Origin of the sequence: uncultured Roseibium sp., assembly GCF_947496995.1 — a bacterium.
Lineage (GTDB): Bacteria > Pseudomonadota > Alphaproteobacteria > Rhizobiales > Stappiaceae > Roseibium.
In genome coordinates, this window is sequence record NZ_CANMFD010000001.1 from 737,995 (window position 1) to 755,246 (window position 17,252).

Annotated in this window: 13 protein-coding genes and 1 pseudogene; 10 read left to right on the forward strand and 4 right to left on the reverse strand. The window is 52.7% G+C overall.

Features of this window, described 5'->3' with window-relative positions; translation table 11 throughout:
• Positions 1 to 100 precede the first annotated feature (100 nt).
• The 3 genes and pseudogenes from Q1B40_RS03295 to Q1B40_RS03305 form a co-directional block, all read right to left on the reverse strand.
• Entirely contained in the window at positions 101 to 880 is a 780-nt protein-coding gene (locus tag Q1B40_RS03295) for a hypothetical protein (protein ID WP_299809954.1), read from the reverse strand.
• Between the two features lie 595 nt (positions 881 to 1,475).
• Positions 1,476 to 1,676, reverse strand: a pseudogene (locus tag Q1B40_RS03300) (hypothetical protein); the annotation flags it as partial.
• Entirely contained in the window at positions 1,676 to 2,779 is a 1,104-nt protein-coding gene (locus Q1B40_RS03305; protein WP_299809957.1) for an IS5 family transposase, read from the reverse strand. The gene Q1B40_RS03305 and the pseudogene Q1B40_RS03300, both read right to left, overlap by 1 nt.
• A gap of 282 nt (positions 2,780 to 3,061) precedes the next feature.
• Here Q1B40_RS03305 and Q1B40_RS03310 point away from each other — a divergent pair, with 282 nt between their 5' ends.
• The 10 genes from Q1B40_RS03310 (at position 3,062) to Q1B40_RS03355 (ending at position 15,364) form a co-directional block, all read left to right on the forward strand.
• Positions 3,062 to 3,235: a hypothetical protein gene (locus tag Q1B40_RS03310; protein ID WP_299809959.1), complete on the forward strand. Its 174-nt coding sequence runs from the start codon at positions 3,062 to 3,064 to the stop codon at positions 3,233 to 3,235.
• A 643-nt stretch (positions 3,236 to 3,878) separates the two neighbouring features.
• Positions 3,879 to 4,922: a UDP-N-acetylglucosamine 4,6-dehydratase (inverting) gene (pseB, locus tag Q1B40_RS03315; RefSeq protein WP_299809962.1), complete on the forward strand. Its 1,044-nt coding sequence runs from the start codon at positions 3,879 to 3,881 to the stop codon at positions 4,920 to 4,922.
• Positions 4,923 to 4,967: 45 nt separating this feature from the next.
• The gene (gene pseC, locus Q1B40_RS03320) at positions 4,968 to 6,185 is read left to right on the forward strand and encodes a UDP-4-amino-4,6-dideoxy-N-acetyl-beta-L-altrosamine transaminase (protein ID WP_299809965.1); all 1,218 of its coding nucleotides are present in this window, start codon (positions 4,968 to 4,970) and stop codon (positions 6,183 to 6,185) included.
• The gene (locus Q1B40_RS03325; RefSeq protein WP_299809968.1) at positions 6,182 to 6,976 is read left to right on the forward strand and encodes a glycosyltransferase family protein; all 795 of its coding nucleotides are present in this window, start codon (positions 6,182 to 6,184) and stop codon (positions 6,974 to 6,976) included. The genes pseC and Q1B40_RS03325 overlap by 4 nt, the downstream gene beginning before the upstream one ends.
• Before the next feature lie 28 nt (positions 6,977 to 7,004).
• Complete coding sequence (pseG, locus tag Q1B40_RS03330) at positions 7,005 to 8,036, forward strand: UDP-2,4-diacetamido-2,4,6-trideoxy-beta-L-altropyranose hydrolase (RefSeq protein WP_299809971.1); 1,032 nt, start codon at positions 7,005 to 7,007, stop codon at positions 8,034 to 8,036.
• Between the two features lie 61 nt (positions 8,037 to 8,097).
• Entirely contained in the window at positions 8,098 to 8,580 is a 483-nt protein-coding gene (locus Q1B40_RS03335; RefSeq protein ID WP_299809974.1) for a GNAT family N-acetyltransferase, read from the forward strand.
• The gene (pseI, locus tag Q1B40_RS03340) at positions 8,580 to 9,641 is read left to right on the forward strand and encodes a pseudaminic acid synthase (protein ID WP_299809977.1); all 1,062 of its coding nucleotides are present in this window, start codon (positions 8,580 to 8,582) and stop codon (positions 9,639 to 9,641) included. Before Q1B40_RS03335 ends, pseI begins: the two co-directional genes overlap by 1 nt.
• A gap of 89 nt (positions 9,642 to 9,730) precedes the next feature.
• Positions 9,731 to 13,174 carry a hypothetical protein gene (locus Q1B40_RS03345; RefSeq protein ID WP_299809980.1) on the forward strand — a complete coding sequence of 1,148 codons (3,444 nt, stop codon included), beginning with the start codon at positions 9,731 to 9,733 and terminating at the stop codon, positions 13,172 to 13,174.
• Positions 13,175 to 13,225: 51 nt separating this feature from the next.
• A complete protein-coding gene (locus tag Q1B40_RS03350) occupies positions 13,226 to 14,278 on the forward strand; it encodes a polysaccharide pyruvyl transferase family protein (protein WP_299809982.1) in 1,053 nt (350 codons plus the stop codon).
• Positions 14,279 to 14,500: 222 nt separating this feature from the next.
• Positions 14,501 to 15,364: a pseudaminic acid biosynthesis-associated methylase gene (locus Q1B40_RS03355; protein WP_299809985.1), complete on the forward strand. Its 864-nt coding sequence runs from the start codon at positions 14,501 to 14,503 to the stop codon at positions 15,362 to 15,364.
• Between the two features lie 291 nt (positions 15,365 to 15,655).
• Here the strand turns inward: Q1B40_RS03355 and Q1B40_RS03360 are convergent, their stop codons facing one another.
• Positions 15,656 to 16,741, reverse strand: coding sequence for a putative sugar O-methyltransferase (locus tag Q1B40_RS03360; protein WP_299809988.1), 1,086 nt, complete (start codon positions 16,739 to 16,741; stop codon positions 15,656 to 15,658).
• Between the last annotated feature and the right edge of the window lie 511 nt (positions 16,742 to 17,252).

The window sequence follows — 17,252 nt, forward strand, 5'->3', positions numbered from 1 at the left end:
TCTGCACAATAATATTATTAGTTTTTATTTTCAAGTTCTTTAGTTATTCTATGAAGGCTGCCGGTGATTTTAAAAAAATTAATATCAATACTGCGGCTATCTAGCTGAACTTCGATATTTGATCCGGAAAAAAAGTGCATCCTGACAAGGCATACTCAGCCACTTTGTTAAATCCTTTAATATATTTATTATCTACAAGCAATCGCACTACAACGCTATTCGGATACTTTCCGTTTGTTGGTGGTCCTATGACTGAACTATCTAAGCAGAACTGATAGCTGCCTGGTACATCCTTAGTTAGGATCACATTGTGGTGAGAGCCTTGTTTTTTCTCCCAAGTCATTGACCAGTTAGATACTTTTTCAACTTTAAAGGCTCTAAGGAAATCCTTGTCGATTTTTGTGATCGATCCCCAGAAAAAATCGCTCAAAGTAACATCATTCTCAGAGTACCTAAGCGCCAAGTGTTTTGCTTCAACAAGTATAAAAGAGCTTATATCTAAGCTGTATCTTGTCGAAGGATAGCCACGCAGTTCTGAATTGTTTGCATATACAAATAGTTCTGATGTTCCGGTTCCAGCGGTGGTGGCACCTACGCGACAAAGCCTATAAAGGCTGTCCTCGTTTTCGGACACAAGGATTTCGCCATATTCATAGGGAGAGCTTGCACCTACCCACCTTTGGGTAAGAGCCCATCTTCCCGGACTGTTGCCAATGACATTTGTCGCGGTTGCTTCCAGAGCACCAAACACCACAGAACTTTGAATTCTTACAGAGCGATCATCTTCTTCTGCTACGGCGAAGTAACTGGAACTAAAAAGGATCAAAAAAACTTGGCAAGAGTTCCCGCAAGTTTGAGAAACATTGTCGTCTCCTAACAATTATAACGTACAAAATTAGCGTTATTTTAACGCTGGCGTGCAAAGATAAAACTCTACAATTAATATCAGCCGCAATAAATAAGAACCTATTTGACCATGACATGAGCGCGTTCCGCGAGGAGCGTGTCGCAGGGCGATGCGTGGCATCGGCCAAGACGCGCGAAGCTGCGGAGCGCGCTCATGTCATGGCCTCCGGTGGTTTGTTCAGGTCCGCCTGACTACGTTGCGTCCCTGGACCGGGCAACCAGGCCGATCTGCGTGCCGCGCCTTGCAGACGGTCCTGAACAAGCCATCCAATAAGTTCTTATTTGTTGCGGTTAGTATAAACTAAATTTCATCAACAGATTGAAGTCAATACGAATTACTCGTTTTGGTGTCACTTCTATCTCGGTACGGTCAAAATTTAACGATCATGCTGGACTGCTCAATGGGGAATTTAAGCGGGTGAATGACGCGCCGGTGGCCGTCCATGCTCGTTCACGGGCATGACCCTTCAGGGGCTTGCCCGCAGGCCGACAGGCCGAACGAGACGGCCAGAGGTGGGGCAAGGGCGGTGTCAGGATCTAGCAGGCTGTTGAAGAAGTCAGTCGCGCTCGCAGGCTGATCCGTCGCGTGCGCCGTAGCGAACGTCGAGAAAGCCCTTGAGCGCGCCGAAGGCGTTCTCGCCATCCGCCGCGCCGTCAAAGGTGAGATGCGCTTCTTCGACAAGGTCGAGGAAGTCATTGTCCCAGTTGTCCATCTCGACGATGCGCCAGCGGCCGGCGAAGGCCTTCGCGAAGGCGGGAACTCTAGCCATTAGCCGGTCTCCGCGATGAGCCTGGGCAGCCGCACCAGCTTGTAGGCGGCTGCGGCGAAGGTGAAGGCCCATCCGACACGGTCGCGGCCACGGAACTTCGTCTTGTCCTGCCCGGCGATCGTCTTGATCCAGCCGAACGCCTCCTCGATGCGCTTGCGGATGCGTTGGCTGACAGCATAGCCGTCATGGCGCGTCGTGCGTCCGTCGATTGCCGAACGGCGCCCACTCATGTTCTGAGCCACGTGCGGCGATACATTCATCGCGCGCAATTCATTGACGAAGTCCTGTGTGTCGTAGGCCTTGTCAGCCCCCAGCGTGACCGCTCGCGGCCGGTCGGCGCGGGGCTCGATCATGTGCAATGCGGCCACTCGTTCGCCATGACCGTCGGCCAGTGTCAGGCAGGCATCGACCAAAAGGCCGTTGCGGTTCTCCATCAGCCCATGCCCGAGGAAGCAGAGCTTCGCCTCCTTGCCTTTGCCCTTCTTGTAGAGCCTTGCTTGCGGATCGGTGGTCGAGGCATGCGTATCGTTCGACCGCTTCTGGCCATGGAAATCCGCCTCGATGTTGCGCCCGCCGCCAGCAGCCGGCGGTTCACCCGAACCGTCTTTGGGGGCCTCTTTCGGCCTGACGCTCTTCATCGACGCCCAGGCCTCGATCAGCGTGCTGTCGACCGAGAAGTGATCGGTCGACAAAAGCTTCTTCACCCTGGGTTGGGCCAGCACTGCCGCCAGGAATTTCGCGGCAATGTCACCTTCCAGAAGCCGGTCGCGGTTCTTCGAGAAGGTCGAGTGGTCCCACGCTGGATCATCAACGCCGATGCCGACGAACCAGCGGAACAGACGATCGTACTCCAGCCGCTCCATCAGAAGCCGCTCCGACCGGATAGAATAGAACGCTTGCAGCAGCATCGCCCGCAAAAGCTTCTCCCGCGGGATCGACGGGCGCCCAATCGGTGAATACAGAGCAGCGAACTCCCGCTCCAGAATAGTCAGGGCCGCGCTCACGATCTCTCGGATCGAACGGAGAGGATGATCCCGCCGAACCCGCGCCTCAAGATCGACATAGCTGAAAAGCTCACCCGTCTGTTCGTCCCCGCCACGCATCCATCACCTTCCAAATCATCTTCGGGAACAATGAATCACGGCAAGGCGTTCGAAACGAGTCCTTTTTCAACAGCCTGCTAGAGGTGGCGTCGTAGTTGATCGTAGCTGTCGTAAAAGCAGCGACTTTTTGCAGCGGAGTAAATCGATTCCTTCGGGGGGCATCTTGCTGATCGAGGCTGCCGAGCAGGAATTCTGCATCAAGTTGGATGGAGACGATTTTCAGAACTGTACCTTCTGGAAGGTCTCCAGCCTGGCCAGCATCATCCGGGACAAACGGACACCATGACCGGAATTACTGCAGATGGCCTGTCCGAGACGCTCTCGCGCTGCTGCATAAAGCCAAGCGACATAATCTTCATGCATACCAATGCAGGTTATTCCGGCAAGATGGAGGGGCCCCGGTCGCTGGACGAGCTTCACGGCAGAACGGTCGTTGCGCTGTTCGACTTGATCTGAGCGGAAGTTTAGGTTATTCGTTTGGATCGGGTTAGGCTGAATGCCTGTTTAATGCCGCGGTCGCCCCGTCCGCATGCGGTTCCCAGTCGAGATGTTCGCTCAAGCTGTAGCAAACCTGCAGGTCCGTCGGTCTGATGCGTTTGATCGCGGCCGTCGGTGCAATGAAAGAGCAGTTGACGGAAGGCGAATCCAGAGAGCGCTTAGGTGCGGGTACCGTCTTGGAGCGATTTCTCGACGTCAACGGCAAGGTCTGAAATATCAACTTCGATACAGGTTCAACCTCATCCATAATGTCAAGCGAAAGTTGAAGGTTCCTTTCCGCCAGGACCGCACCATCCAGGGCAAATAGTTTGGCGGCGCGAGTTGGCAGTGCACTTCTTCAACTACGTAATAAGAAGACACGGCGCCGTAGCAAAATTCAAGCTATTCGATGAACTGGTATGCGAAGCCAGCATCGTAGCAAACCTGCCGGTCGGTAGCGACAGCGTGGTCGCCATCACCACGCGATATGCAGCATTTTGTGTCCTGCCAAATCAGCAGGTTGCCTGAATTCTTAATCTCGCGCGGAATGTCCACTTGACAGTCCCCGACAATTACGGGATTTAAACGCCGCCTCCCAGATTCCATAGAGAAGTAGATTTACATGTATCGTATTTTTGACGCCGATCACTCTGCCAAGTTCGAAGAGGCAACTATTCTCGTGACCGGCGGGACCGGTTCCTTTGGCAAGCAGTTCGTAAAAACAGTTTTGCAGACCCGGAGTCCGCGCAAGGTCATCGTCTATTCGCGCGATGAGTTGAAACAATTCGACTTCAACATGGAGCTGCAGGCGCTCCTGCCGCCGGAGAAGATGCGCGCCGTCCGGTTTTTTATCGGTGACGTACGGGACCAGGCCCGCCTGCAATTCGCGATGCGGGAAGTGGACTATGTGGTTCACGCCGCGGCGCTGAAGCAGGTGCCGGCCGCAGAATACAATCCGCAGGAATGCGTGCGCACGAACATTCAGGGTGCCGAAAACGTGGTCTCCGCCGCGCTGGCCAACCGCGTGAAACATGTTGTAGCACTGTCGACCGACAAGGCGGCCAACCCGATCAACCTTTACGGTGCCACTAAGCTCGCGTCCGACAAGATCTTCGTTGCGGCCAACAACTTCAGCGGAAACATCGGAACAAGGTTCGCCGTCGTGCGATACGGCAACGTGGTCGGATCGCGCGGTTCGGTCGTGCCCTTCTTCCGTGGCCTGCTCGAGCGCGGCGTGAAGGAACTGCCGATCACCGACGAGCGCATGACCCGTTTCTGGATCACGCTCGAACAGGGCGTCGCCTTCGTGATTTCCTCCTTCGCAATGATGCGGGGCGGAGAAATCTTCATCCCGAAAATTCCGAGCATGAAGATCACGGATCTCGCGGAGGTTCTCGCGCCGGGGTTGCCGCACAAGGTCGTGGGAATCCGCCCGGGCGAAAAGCTGCACGAAATTATGATCTCTGAAGATGACTCCTACGTCACCGTCGAGTTTCCCGACCGGTACGCCATCGAACCGGCGTTCAACGAATTCAATCGCGAAAGCTTTCTCGATCTGGCGCATGTGAAACGCGTCACCGACCGCTTCAGCTATACCAGCGACAACAATTCCGAGTGGCTCGACGCTGCCGGTCTCGATGACCTGTTGACCAAAGGTAGCCACTGAGATCTGCGGCTGCCGCTGCTGGGCCTTGAGTGCGAGGCGTGATGAATGGCTGATTTCCTGCCGTATGGCCGTCAGACGATCGATGAAAACGACATTGCAGCAGTATGCGATGTCCTACGTGGTGATTTCCTGACGTCGGGTCCCGCCGTCGCTGGATTCGAGGCGGCGCTCTCCGACGCTTTCGGCGACCCGCAGGTCGTTGCCTCGGCAAACGGGACAACGGCGCTTCATCTTTCTATGCTGGCGCTCGGCATCGGACCGGGAGATGTGTGCATCGTTCCCAGTGTCACGTTCCTGGCGACGGCCAACGTCGTGCGTTACGTGGGTGCCGACGTGATTTTCTCCGATGTCTGCCCCGACACAGGTGTTATGCGGGCACAGGACGTGGAGGCGGCGCTGGCCAAGGCCGGCGGTCGCCCGGTTCGGGCGGTTCTGCCGGTGCATCTGGGCGGCCATGTGGCGCCGATGGAGCAGCTTGCCGGCATCGTTGCCGCCTGGCCGCAGGACAAGGCTCCGGCGATCGTTGAAGATGCCTGCCACGCGATTGGCAGCAGGTACACCACTTCCGAGGGAACGTTCACTGTCGGAGACTGCCGCCACTCGACCATGGCGAATTTCTCGTTTCACCCGGTCAAGACGATCGCCTGCGGCGAGGGGGGGGCAACGTCGACCCGCGATCCGGAACTGGCGAAGAGCCTTGCGGAGCTGCGCTCGCACGGCATGGTCCGGGACGCAGAACGCTTCCAGAACCGGGATCTTGCCTTCGACGGCGAGACGGCCAATCCCTGGTTCTACGAGATGCAGGCGATCGGCTACAATTTCCGCATCACCGACATGCAGGCCGCTCTCGGCATCAGCCAGCTGAAGAAACTTCCGGACTTCGTTGCCCGGCGGCAGGCGCTGGTTGCCCGCTACAATGAGCGGCTGCAGGACTGCGGTCCGCTCATCCGGACCAATGCGGGCGCGCCGGACAGTCTGCCCGCGCAGCACCTTTACGCCGCCCGGATTGACTTTGACGCCGCCGGACGTTCGCGCCGGGAGGTCATGGAGACCATGCGCGAGGCGGGTATCGGGACCCAGGTCCACTACATTCCCGTCCACACGCAGCCTTACTACAGCGCGCTTTACGGAAAACAGGCACTGAAAGGTGCGGAGGCCTTTTACGCCCGGACACTGTCCCTGCCGCTGTTTCCGGCAATGGAACCGGATGATGTCGATCGGGTTGTCGGCGCCCTGAAAAAAGCCGTCGGCGTGAATTCATGAGCAACGGGGCGCAGCCTCGGGTCGTTGCGATCGTGCAGGCGCGCATGGGATCCAGCCGTCTGCCGGGAAAGGTCATGAAGCGCCTGGGACAGAAAACCGTCCTGGCCCATTGTCTCGAGCGCTGCAAGGCGGTCCCCGGTGTCGACGAGGTGGTCTGTGCGACCGTCGACACGCCGGATTGCGATCCAATCGCGCAGGAAGCGGAGCGGCTGGGCTGCAGCGTCTTCCGCGGCGACGAAAGCGATGTCCTGTCGCGGTATGTCGGCGCCGCCCGGGCCGCCCGCGCGGACATCGTGCTGCGGGTCACCTCCGACTGCCCGGTCATCGACCCGCGGGTGTGCGGCGCGGTCGTCGATGCCCTGCTCGGCCATGACGCTGATTTCGCGACCAACAACGCCCCGCCGAGCTTCCCCCATGGCATGGATGTGGAAGCGGTGCGGGCGGACGTCCTGGAAGCCGCCTTGCGGAAAGAACCGACGGACCATGACCGGGAACATGTCATGCCGGCGGTCCGCAGGAACCCGGAATTAAAGAAGCTGAATGTTCACTTGCCGCAAGACCTCGTCGCGCACACGCTGCGGTGGACGCTCGACACGGACGCCGATCTCGCGTTCTTCGAGGCACTGGAAAAGGCGATGCCGGGACTTCCCGCCTGTGAATGGCCGGTAATGGCCGAAGTCTGCCGCGCTACCCCAGGGTTGAGCGAACTTTGCGCGGCAGGCGGTTCCAGTGATACAAGGCAGAACAGATTCGACGGCTTCGAGCAGATCACATATCCGCTTGCAGTCTGAACCGGACCCAACGAGGAACAGGACGCCGATGAGTAGGCGGATAGGTTTCAGGGTGGATGCGGGCGCGACGCTCGGCGGCGGCCACGTGATGCGCTGCCTGACGCTTGCCGGTGTGTTCCGCTCGGTCGGCCATTCCTGCATCTTCCTTTCCTCTCCGGAGACGCTCGAGGTCATTCCGAAGGACATGTGGAACGGGTTCACCGTCCGCACGCTTGACGGGGGAGAGATGGGTGAGGCAGCGGACTGCTTCGATCTGCTGGTGATCGACCACTACGGCATAGCGGCACCAGATGAAACACGCTGGCGGACCTGGGCAGGAACCCTTCTGGTCATCGACGATCTGGCGGACCGTCCGCATGATTGTGACTTTCTGCTGGACCAGACTTACGGCGTGCGCGAGACGGATTATGAAGGACTTGTCCCCGGAGGGTGCCGCCTGCTGCTCGGGACGGAATACGCGCTTCTGCGGTCGGAGTTTGCGGAGCATCGGTTAGGGTCCTTGGTACGGCGGGAAGATCCCAAGCCAATCAGGAAGATCCTGGTATCGCTGGGTCTGACCGACCTAGGGGGGGTCACCGGACGAATTTGCGATATCCTGAAAGACTTCAGCTTTATTGATCGGTTCGACGTGGTCATCGGCAGCAAGGCTGCCTCCCGGGAACGGATCGAGGATCTCGTCAGCGCCGACGACCGGTTCCGGATACATTGCGACGTTACCAACATGGCCGACCTCATGATGACCGCCGACGCGGCCATAGGCGCTGGGGGAACGTCCACTTGGGAGCGCTGCGCATTGGGCTTGCCGACCGTACTCCTGGTCTTGGCCGACAATCAGTTCAAGATAGCGGAACAACTCGACGCCGCCGGCGTGGTTGCCCTGGTGGGTGATGTGCGAACTGTCCGGGATCGCGACCTCTCAGAAGCAATTTCATCTCGTTTGCGGGATTTTCAGGAAATGGCCAGGAAAGGCGCCCGCGGTGCAACACTTTGCGATGGCGACGGTGCTACTCGGGTGGTTTCTTTACTTGAGCAACATGCTCAGGTAGACGGTGGGGTGTGATCGCACCGCTATACTAGGGACTTCCCTTTCTCTGTCGTCAAGCTAAGGAACCGGACGCGGGATGCTGCATTTTCGACGAGCAAATCTTGAAGACATGAAAGCCGTCTGGTCGTGGAGAAACGACGACCGGAGCGTTACCATGTCCTTTTCGAAAAAAACGGTTCCCTGGGAAGACCACGTCCGGTGGTTCGGAAATATCCTAAATGACGTTAACACGATCCTGTATATGGCAGATCTTCTGGGCGAGACTGAAGGCGTCGGCTATGTACGGTTTGACAAGGTTCAATCCGAGTGTTCGGAGATTTCGATCGCTCTGAATCCGCTGTATCGATCCCGCAAACTGGGTCAGCCGGTCCTAGCGGAGGCAATAGAAAAGTTCTTTGCTGAAACAGGAAAAGACCGATGCTCCGCGCGCGTTCTGGAAATAAACAAGGCGAGCGTTTCTATTTTCGAGAAGGTGGGTTTCGTCAAAAAACGTGGTTCCCGCAGAACTATTGAATACGAACTAGCAAAGACAGATTTACAGGCTCAAGGGGTTTTGTGATGACCGAGAGATCAAAGACGATTTCCATCGATGGCAGGCGGATTGGCGTAGAGGAACGTCCGTACGTAATTGCCGAGTTGTCAGGCAATCATAACCGGGACATCAAGCGTGCCTTGAAGCTGATGCAGATTGCCAAGGATGCGGGCGCCGATGCCGTCAAGTTGCAAACCTACACCGCCGACACGCTCACGATTGACCATGACGGTCCCGGGTTTGTTCTGCAGGGCGGTCAATGGGACGGACGCAAGCTTTACGAACTGTATCAGGAAGCGAACACGCCTTGGGAATGGCATAAGGAACTATTCGATTTCGCAGCTTCAATTGGGATATCCGTTTTCTCCAGTCCCTTCGACTCGACCGCAATTGATTTTCTCGAAGAACTGAATGCACCAGCCTACAAAATCGCTTCCTTTGAAGCGATGGACATTCCTTTAATTCAAAAAGCCGCAAGTACTGGTAAACCGATGATAGTTTCGATCGGCGTGACCAATCTGCCGGAAGCAGCCGAGGCAGTAGAAGCAATTCGAGCGACTGGCAACGACAATATCTGCCTTCTCCATTGTGTCAGTGCGTATCCAAGCAAGCCTGAAGACGCGAACCTTGCGACTATCCCGCATCTGAGCAAGGCATTTGATGTAGTGGTTGGATTGTCGGACCATTCTCCTGGCACAGCGCTGCCTTGCGCTGCTGTGACACTGGGTGCTTCGGTCATAGAAAAACATGTGACCTTGTCCCGAACCGACGGCGGTCCGGACTCATCGTTTTCTCTAGAACCAGATGAGCTAAACCGCCTTGTTGAAGATACGCATGCGGCTTGGTCTGCCATCGGACGAGTGAACTACGGGATCAAGGGTGAAGATGAGAAAAAGATGTCTCAGCTTAGGAGATCCCTTTACGCGATAAGAGATATTCAATCAGGAGAAGAATTTACAACTGAAAATGTTCGTTCAATTCGACCAGGTTTCGGTTTGCGTCCTAAGTATCTTCCGAAGGTACTTGGTAAACGTGCAGCTCAAGCGATAAGGCGGGGTGAACCATTGTCGTGGGAGCTTGTGAGTTAAGATTCCGAGGAATCTGATCTCCTGAGTGCAATAGCTTCAACGTCCATTCGACATTGAAGCAGGTTCAAAATTTGAAAGTGGCGGTGCGAATGAGCTGGTCGGTGAAAAGTATTCTTTCAGAAAATGTCGCAAGCGAATTTGGCAAATATATTGCTAATAACAAAATTGGTTCGATTACTAAATTTTTGAAAAAGAAAAAGAAAGTAGAGCGCACTAGTAGTCCATACGCTTATCAAATCCACTACAGAAAAAAACTTAATAACATTACCGATGATTTTTCGGCTTTCTTTTTGGCTGGGCCCAACTGGGAAGAGAAGCCTGACGCACCCATCGTGCTGGCATTCGGATTTAATCGTTGGAAATTTGGGATAATTGCAGACTATTTGCCAGAATATCGAGTTGCATTCGCCCGCCCCAGTATAAAGGGATTCTACGGACGCTGGGCCATGTCGTCGCTGAGCTTCACACCAGCGGCAGTTTACAATTGGGGGTATTCGACACCCAAGTTCGTTGAACGATTTGTCGCCAGTAAAAAGATTTCATTGATCAGAGTAGAGGATGCGTTTTTAAGATCTGCTGAAATCGGTGCGAGCCATTCCACGCCATGCTCGTTAGTATTCGATAAGAAAGGTATGTATTATAACTCGCTTAGTCGCAATGACCTTACCGATATCCTTGATAAAATTGATTTGAGCTCCGATAGAGAACTAGAACTCAACGCTAGGAATTGCCTAGATCTATTAATTGAAAGCAAGCTTTCGAAGTACAACCTCCCAGAATACCTAATAGAAAAAGTTACTAATAGGCCTAAAATCAAAAAAAGAATTCTGGTGATCGGGCAAGTTGATCGTGATGCTGCTGTTCGTCTAGGTAATCCGCAGAATTTTACCTTTTCGGATATCATTGACGCGGCACTCTGCGAAAACCCAGACGCTGAAATTTTGTACCGGCCTCACCCGGAAGTATACAAAGGATACGCGAAGACTCGGTTCAAGTCCAAAGAGCTTGACAGCAGGGTCACACTTACTAAGCCGACAGAGTCTCTTATCGATTTGCTAGAAACCGTAGATCACGTCTACACACTTAGTTCGTTGTCTGGGTTGGAGGCGATTGTCAGGGGCATTAAAGTGTCCGTTTTCGGGACCCCCTTTTATAGTGGTTGGGGGCTAACCGATGATCGTTGCGACATCAAACGTGGGAGAACACTTTCCGTTCTTGAGTTGTTTGCTGGTGTCTATCTAAAGTATCCAAAGTACCTTGTCTCTCCTGATAACCCAGTGATCGGGTTTCAATCCGCTGCCTATAAAATCATGAGCGACAGAGTGCTACTCATGAAAGGAGTGTTTGCGAGAGCGAAGGAAAGTAGATGTCTTCAAAAAACAAAGATTTGGTTTGCAGATCTTTTTGGATATGAAGGTGAACTTCCAGAAGAAATTGTGAGAAATCTGACACTAGTCCAATCTCTTCGTTATATTATTTCGAGGAATGGCGTGCCACGCTATCAGGAAGCAATTCTAATTTGGCTAGCAGGAATCGCAGCACGAAACGGTATCCTCGATTCTTATTTGAATGCAGCAAAAGTAGTCGCTGAAGAAAAGAGCTTCCAACGCGCCCTAGATTTTTTGACGTCAAAAAATGGAAAATCGGTTGTCTCAAGATTTAAGTTTACAGATGATTTCTTTAAATCATATGAAGAAGAGGATGTTTTTACGGCGAGTATTATAAAAGAAATAAAAAGCCAGCATGATGCTTTTGAGGCAGGTTCAAAAGACTTTGAACTGGATGAGGTCGTCCTCGAAGATATGTTGCAGGTGGCTAGGGTCTTATTGACAAAGAAAAAGCTGGACATTGCGAATAGAATTCTCATGGAGTTAATTTTTTTCGGATACAAGCCTGATGCGATCTTTCTTGAATTGGCGCAGTTGTTTCGTCTCCAGTTCGATTTTTTGGATGCAGCTACAATATCTAATCTGGTTATCATAACCGGAGGTAGTAAGCGGCTCGAGAAATTCATGGCCATCTATCTTGATTGCAAACAAGTGAATAACAGAGAAGAAAGTCTGAAGGATGCAGCTCTTGCAATAAATGTAAGTCCCGATAGGGCGTACTACGCGATAAAATCCGTGGAGAACGTCGAACTGAATCACAGTAGTGACAGGGAAATAATTGCTAACATTCCCTACTTGGATGGCACTTTGTCGTTCATGAAAGTTCGAGGCTTTTTGGCGTTGGAGGACCCGGGACGCGCAGAACGGATCCTGCGCATGATGCACGATAACAATCAGTCATCGACAGCGATGTGGGCATGGTCGATGTGCCAGGCATTGTCATTCGGTGGAAAGGTGAAAGAAGCAATTGCTATTTGTGATCAGGCGCTCGGAGTATTTGAAACACCGCTACTATATCGGGAAAGATTAAGGCTGTGTATCTTGGAGGGCGATTATGAGAACGCCGAAATCGTGATGCACAATGCAGAGCTCAATAACGTCGATATTGGCGACATGCTGAGCCGAAAGATAAACTTTGGGCTTAGAAGGCCTGAAGAGGCGTTCAAGTTTTTCAGAGACATAAAACTAAAAAACAATGTCCGATCGTATTTCCCCGAGAAATACTGCGACGCTCCCTTGGCGTCGGGAGAAGCGCGGAAACTGTTCATGCCAGCTATTTATGGACCTGGTGACGAAATTAGGTTCGCCTCAGTGTATAAAAAAATACGCAGTTTGCTTCCCCAAAAGAATGTAACGATTGGAACGGATCCTCGCTTGGTAGAAATCTTCCAAAGATCGTTTGACGGATTTAATTTTGCTCCTGTGGGTAGAGTACGATATCTGAACAGAAACGATCTGTCGAATTTCTCTGAGTTGCCCGGATCGGACATTCATGACGCTTTGGACAATAAAGGAATCGATGAAGTCAAAAAGGCAGATGAAATTTGTCTTGTGACAGATCTTCTGTCGGATGCCATAAAAGGGTACCAAGATTTTGAAGGCGTTCCTTGGCTTAAGGTTGATGAAGAAAAAGCTAGAAAATACTCTGACATACTGCCAAAGGAAAAGAAAATAGTGGGTCTGTGCTGGCGTAGTAGTGTCGTTTCCCACTCGCGAAATGAGCACTACTTCACTATAAGGGAATTAGAGCCGCTTTTTTCGATTGAAAACGTTCAGTTTGTTAATCTCCAATATGATGACTGTGACGAAGAACTGGCGTGGGTTGAAGAAAGATTCCCAGGTAAACTGATCCATTTGAGCGAACTGGATCAGTATAATGACTTGGATGGCGTTGCTGCGCTAATGACAAATCTTGATCTTTTTATTGGAGTGGCCACGACACCCATTGAATTGGCTGGCGCGGTTGGTTGCAGGTCTTGGCTCTTGTCGAACTCCTCGGAGCTGCACTGGCGCCGAGATGACGAGACCTTGATTGATATCTGGAGCAAATCCATTTCCCACATAGAAAATCGCCCGGGGGATGAGAAAGAGGTTCTGGTTAGCAAGCTTGTTGAAGAGCTGAAAAAGTTTATCGGCAGCGACTGAGTCCGAGAGACTCCCGGAGACGCAACTGGCAACGCGAGTGAAACGGAATAAATGAAACAGAATATCTTCCTGACGACATTTCCTGCTCACAAATCCCAGAATGTGGGTGATGCGCTGATCGCCGACTCCACTCTTAGACTTATCAGGGCGCGTTGGCCCGAGTTCGTGCCGGCAATTCAGTTTCGCGGCAACCTCTTGGATGGCTTCACAAAAAGGTCACGCCACAATGTAATTGCGCCGGGGTTCTCAGTCAGTAACGGTACGTCTGTCGAGATCTACCCGTTATTTAGTGACCTGGATCGCATCAGCAAATTCTTCGCCTTCGGTTGTTCATACCAACATCCCATTCCTGAACATGACAGTTTTGAATTGCCGTACGATCAGGAAACCCTTGTATTTCTGAGGTCGATGGCGGAGCAGCACGGCCCCTTTTTCTGCAGGGATAGACTGATTGAAGGGCGACTGAAGTCGCAGAATATTCCAAGCGATTTCAGTGGCGATCTCGCCTTGTTTTCCGAAGAGAAGATCGGGCGGGATCTGGGCTACAAACTGGACGATCTGAAGATAGTCGTTTCGCTTCAGCACCACACTAGATATCTGGAACAATCGATCATTCTGCTGAAAGAGCTAAAGAAAGAATTTCCAAATTCGCAGATCGACATATCATTGCATAGCGTACCAAAAGATCTATACAAAGTTATAACACGACGAGCTTCAGAACTTAGCATTGATTGCCTACACCTATATGGCGACGTCAACAAGTTGTCGGCGTACGAGCACTATGATCTGCATGTAGGGTACCGTCTTCATGCCCATATTTGTTTTCTCAGAAATAGAAAGCCATCAATATTGCTTGTCGAGGATGCTAGGTCGTTCGGGTTCTCGAATACCTCTGATTTGTCTCACGGATGCATTCAAGCATGGTCTGCCGCTGAAAGAGACGCCGACATGGATGCTCCCGACAGGGCGGTAGCTTTCCTAAGATCTCAGATTGACGAAAAATTCGCCGGATATAATAAAACACTCAGCTTTATTGATCAAATCTACCATGAAAAGGTCGCGCCCTATTTCGATGACATGGTAGAGAAATTGCGAACGAGTTGAAACTTCAAATAGTTTACGAAATAAGCTAGAAAGCTGAATAAGAACATTAATAATACCCGATTCGATGTGAGTGTCGGGTATTGCGTGAAATCACCGAGCGTATTACCTGCGTCGGACATGAATGTCGTGGTCCATGTGAGCGCTGTTAAGGCGTCTTGGCATGGGCTTCGGTTTTCAAACACCAGGTTTGACTTCAGGACAAAAGGGGCGAGTGGATCCAATATGAGCATTCTAGATTTCTTCCAAAGTTCAAAAGTAAACGAGATGGATGTCAGGATAAGAAATCTTGAAAAGCTCTTAGAAGAAAAAAATACTGAAATTGAACAGCAGAATCAAAAGATTCACGCGATTCTCAAGCAGATTTCAAAACTTGGGAAACGCATGAACACCATCATCGATCTGAGCAACAAGCAGGCCGAGCCAGGCGGTGAAGGCGGAGCTCAATACGAAACTTCACAGGAAAGAGTGTGGAGTGGAAGTCATGGCTATCGCTATGTGGTGCACCACGCGAACGAGAACTGGTTGGAAACAAGAGTTCCGACCTGGGAAATGCTGCTGGAGAGCATGCCGGACGTGCAGTCCGTTCTCGAGATGGGTTGCAACATTGGTGCAAACCTAAAGGCTCTTCGTCATCTGCGTCCGGAATTGGCGATTTCCGGAGTTGAAATCAACAAGCCGGCAGTAGATATGCTCTTGGCGGACGGTTTTGACGGTGTTCGGCAAGGTTCGATAATTGACATCGAACTCGACCAAAAATTCGACCTGGTCTTCACAAGAGGCGTACTTATTCACATTAATCCAGATAAACTCGAGCAAACCATGAAAAACATGGCTGCGCATTCGAATAAATATGTTCTGATTTACGAGCACTTTGATCATGAGGTTACGGAACTCGAGCACTACTCTAGACGTGTTCCGGAAAAGGAAGCTGGGCAAGGGTATCAGTACTGGCGTGATTTCAGTGGCCTTTTTCACAGCTTTCATCCCGACTGGGAAATCGTCAGGGAAGGCGTACGAATGACGGTGGATGCCAAGCCCCACAACAAGGGTGACATGCACTGGACGATATTCAGGCGGAACCATTAGGAGCGGAATGGCTCAAAAGGCGTACCAGCCGCGGAGAATTCCCGCAAGGTTGCGTTCAGGCAGGTCCCTAGCTAACCGGAACCGGCATTGACCCGGCCAACCCCGCGCAATTTGTGGCTTTCGCCGTTTCATGCGCCGTTGGCCGGGCGCCTTCACCCTTGGCATTTCTTTGCCGGAGGCCGGACAAACGAGAAGCCCCGGAAACGTTGGCTATGCCACCAGCCGACGTTTCACGAGGAACGTTCGACACATCGGATGCTTCTCTTTCGCGGAAATACTCCGTGAAGATTGTTACGGGAGCGGTGGACGCGGTCCTGCGCCTGTTCGTTCAAAACACAACAGCTCGCCTGAAATCAATTTCTTCGATACCGCTTGCGCGACCTCGTGACAGCTCCAGCAGTTACCGTTCTCGAAAGTATTGACTATTTCGCTCTTTGGCAGAAGCCGCTTCTTCTTTTTGACCGGAGTTTCGGTCTTGGGCGTCGCGTAGGTGAAAATGCCGAATTTACTGGTGCCGTTCTCGTTTGCCAGACGCTCCGCCTGTCGAATGTAATTCGAGACGATGGCGATGCCCATCTCCTGAAAGGAACTGCTGTTCCAGAAGAAATCGATCGAGTCCTCCACCTTTTCGAGCTGCCAGGGGCAGAGAGGTATGATCCGTTTCCCGGCGGTGTTCCCGGGGGTAATCGTTTCCAGGGATCTTGTTTCACGGTAGTCGAAAACGTCCCCCGGGAAGAAATGTTTCAGATACTGGGTGCCGACATAAAGCGTCGGGGGAATATCAAGGTAGTAATATCGTTCTATGTTCGGATACCTGTGCAGCAGGGTGTGCGCGTAGGCGCCGGATCCGCCGCCGATTTCCAGAACGGCCTTCACTTTCCCGAAGTCGACGACCGGTTCGAAATCAGCGATCCAGCTAAAAACGCGGATGTAGTTGAAGCCGATTTTCCGGCCAGCGATCCTGTACCATCGGGCCGGATCGCCATGCATCGTATCGGGCAGGGGGGAATTCCTAGCCGTTTCCCTGAGGAATGAACCCAGTTCCCTGTCGAAGTGCCGTTGCAGGGCGAGCCGGCTCAGGTATTCGTAGGATCCGTTGGAGAACCTGCGGAGCACGTTCTCGCCGAACCGTGATTTCAACAGGGAAACCAGGGGGCCCGTTGCCGGCAGGATCGGCGACAGGTTCCTGCTGAGGGGGACGTCGGAATACCCTTTTCCGACTTCCGGATTGTTCCGGAAGCAAGCGACGCCGTGGCGCAGGATCGCGTCGACGGTGGTGTTCGCGTATCTCTGCCAATAGGGCCCGGGCCGATGGATGCTGGCCTGAACGCTCATGTCGTCCATCATCAGCTTGAGCAATTCAGGTTCGTCTTTCATCACAATTGACCCAAACGGTGTTCATGCAGAGGTGCCTGGCCCTGTTTCAGGCGGACGGGCTGGTCGGCACGTTCGACCCGCCCGGCGGACCGCCGCATTGCGCCTTTGCGAAGCAAGCGCCTCAAGGCGGCAGTCGGACAAACCCGGAAGACAACCGCCTCAGGGACGGGCTGGAAACCCGAACAGCTTTTTCCTCGGCGGCTTCTTTCTGAACACGATCTCCGAATATTCGTTTTGATCGACAGGCACCCCTGCTGGTCAATCCATCCGTGGTCCGAATCAGCCTTCGTTTCTGAACATGTCTTAGGCGATATGAGCCTTACTTTGAAGGCGAAATCAGAAAAAGTTGGACACACAGCCCAGAGTTCGAGCCTGGCAGCGCTTGCTGAACGGCTAGAGACCGGATTGGCATTGAAGTCAGCGGCCGGCGAGCTGGGTCGCTGTCCGCAGCGGAAGCTGTGCCTGCGCCTGCGGCGGGCCATCTTCAAGCCGTGAGTGCCTTGTCGAGTTC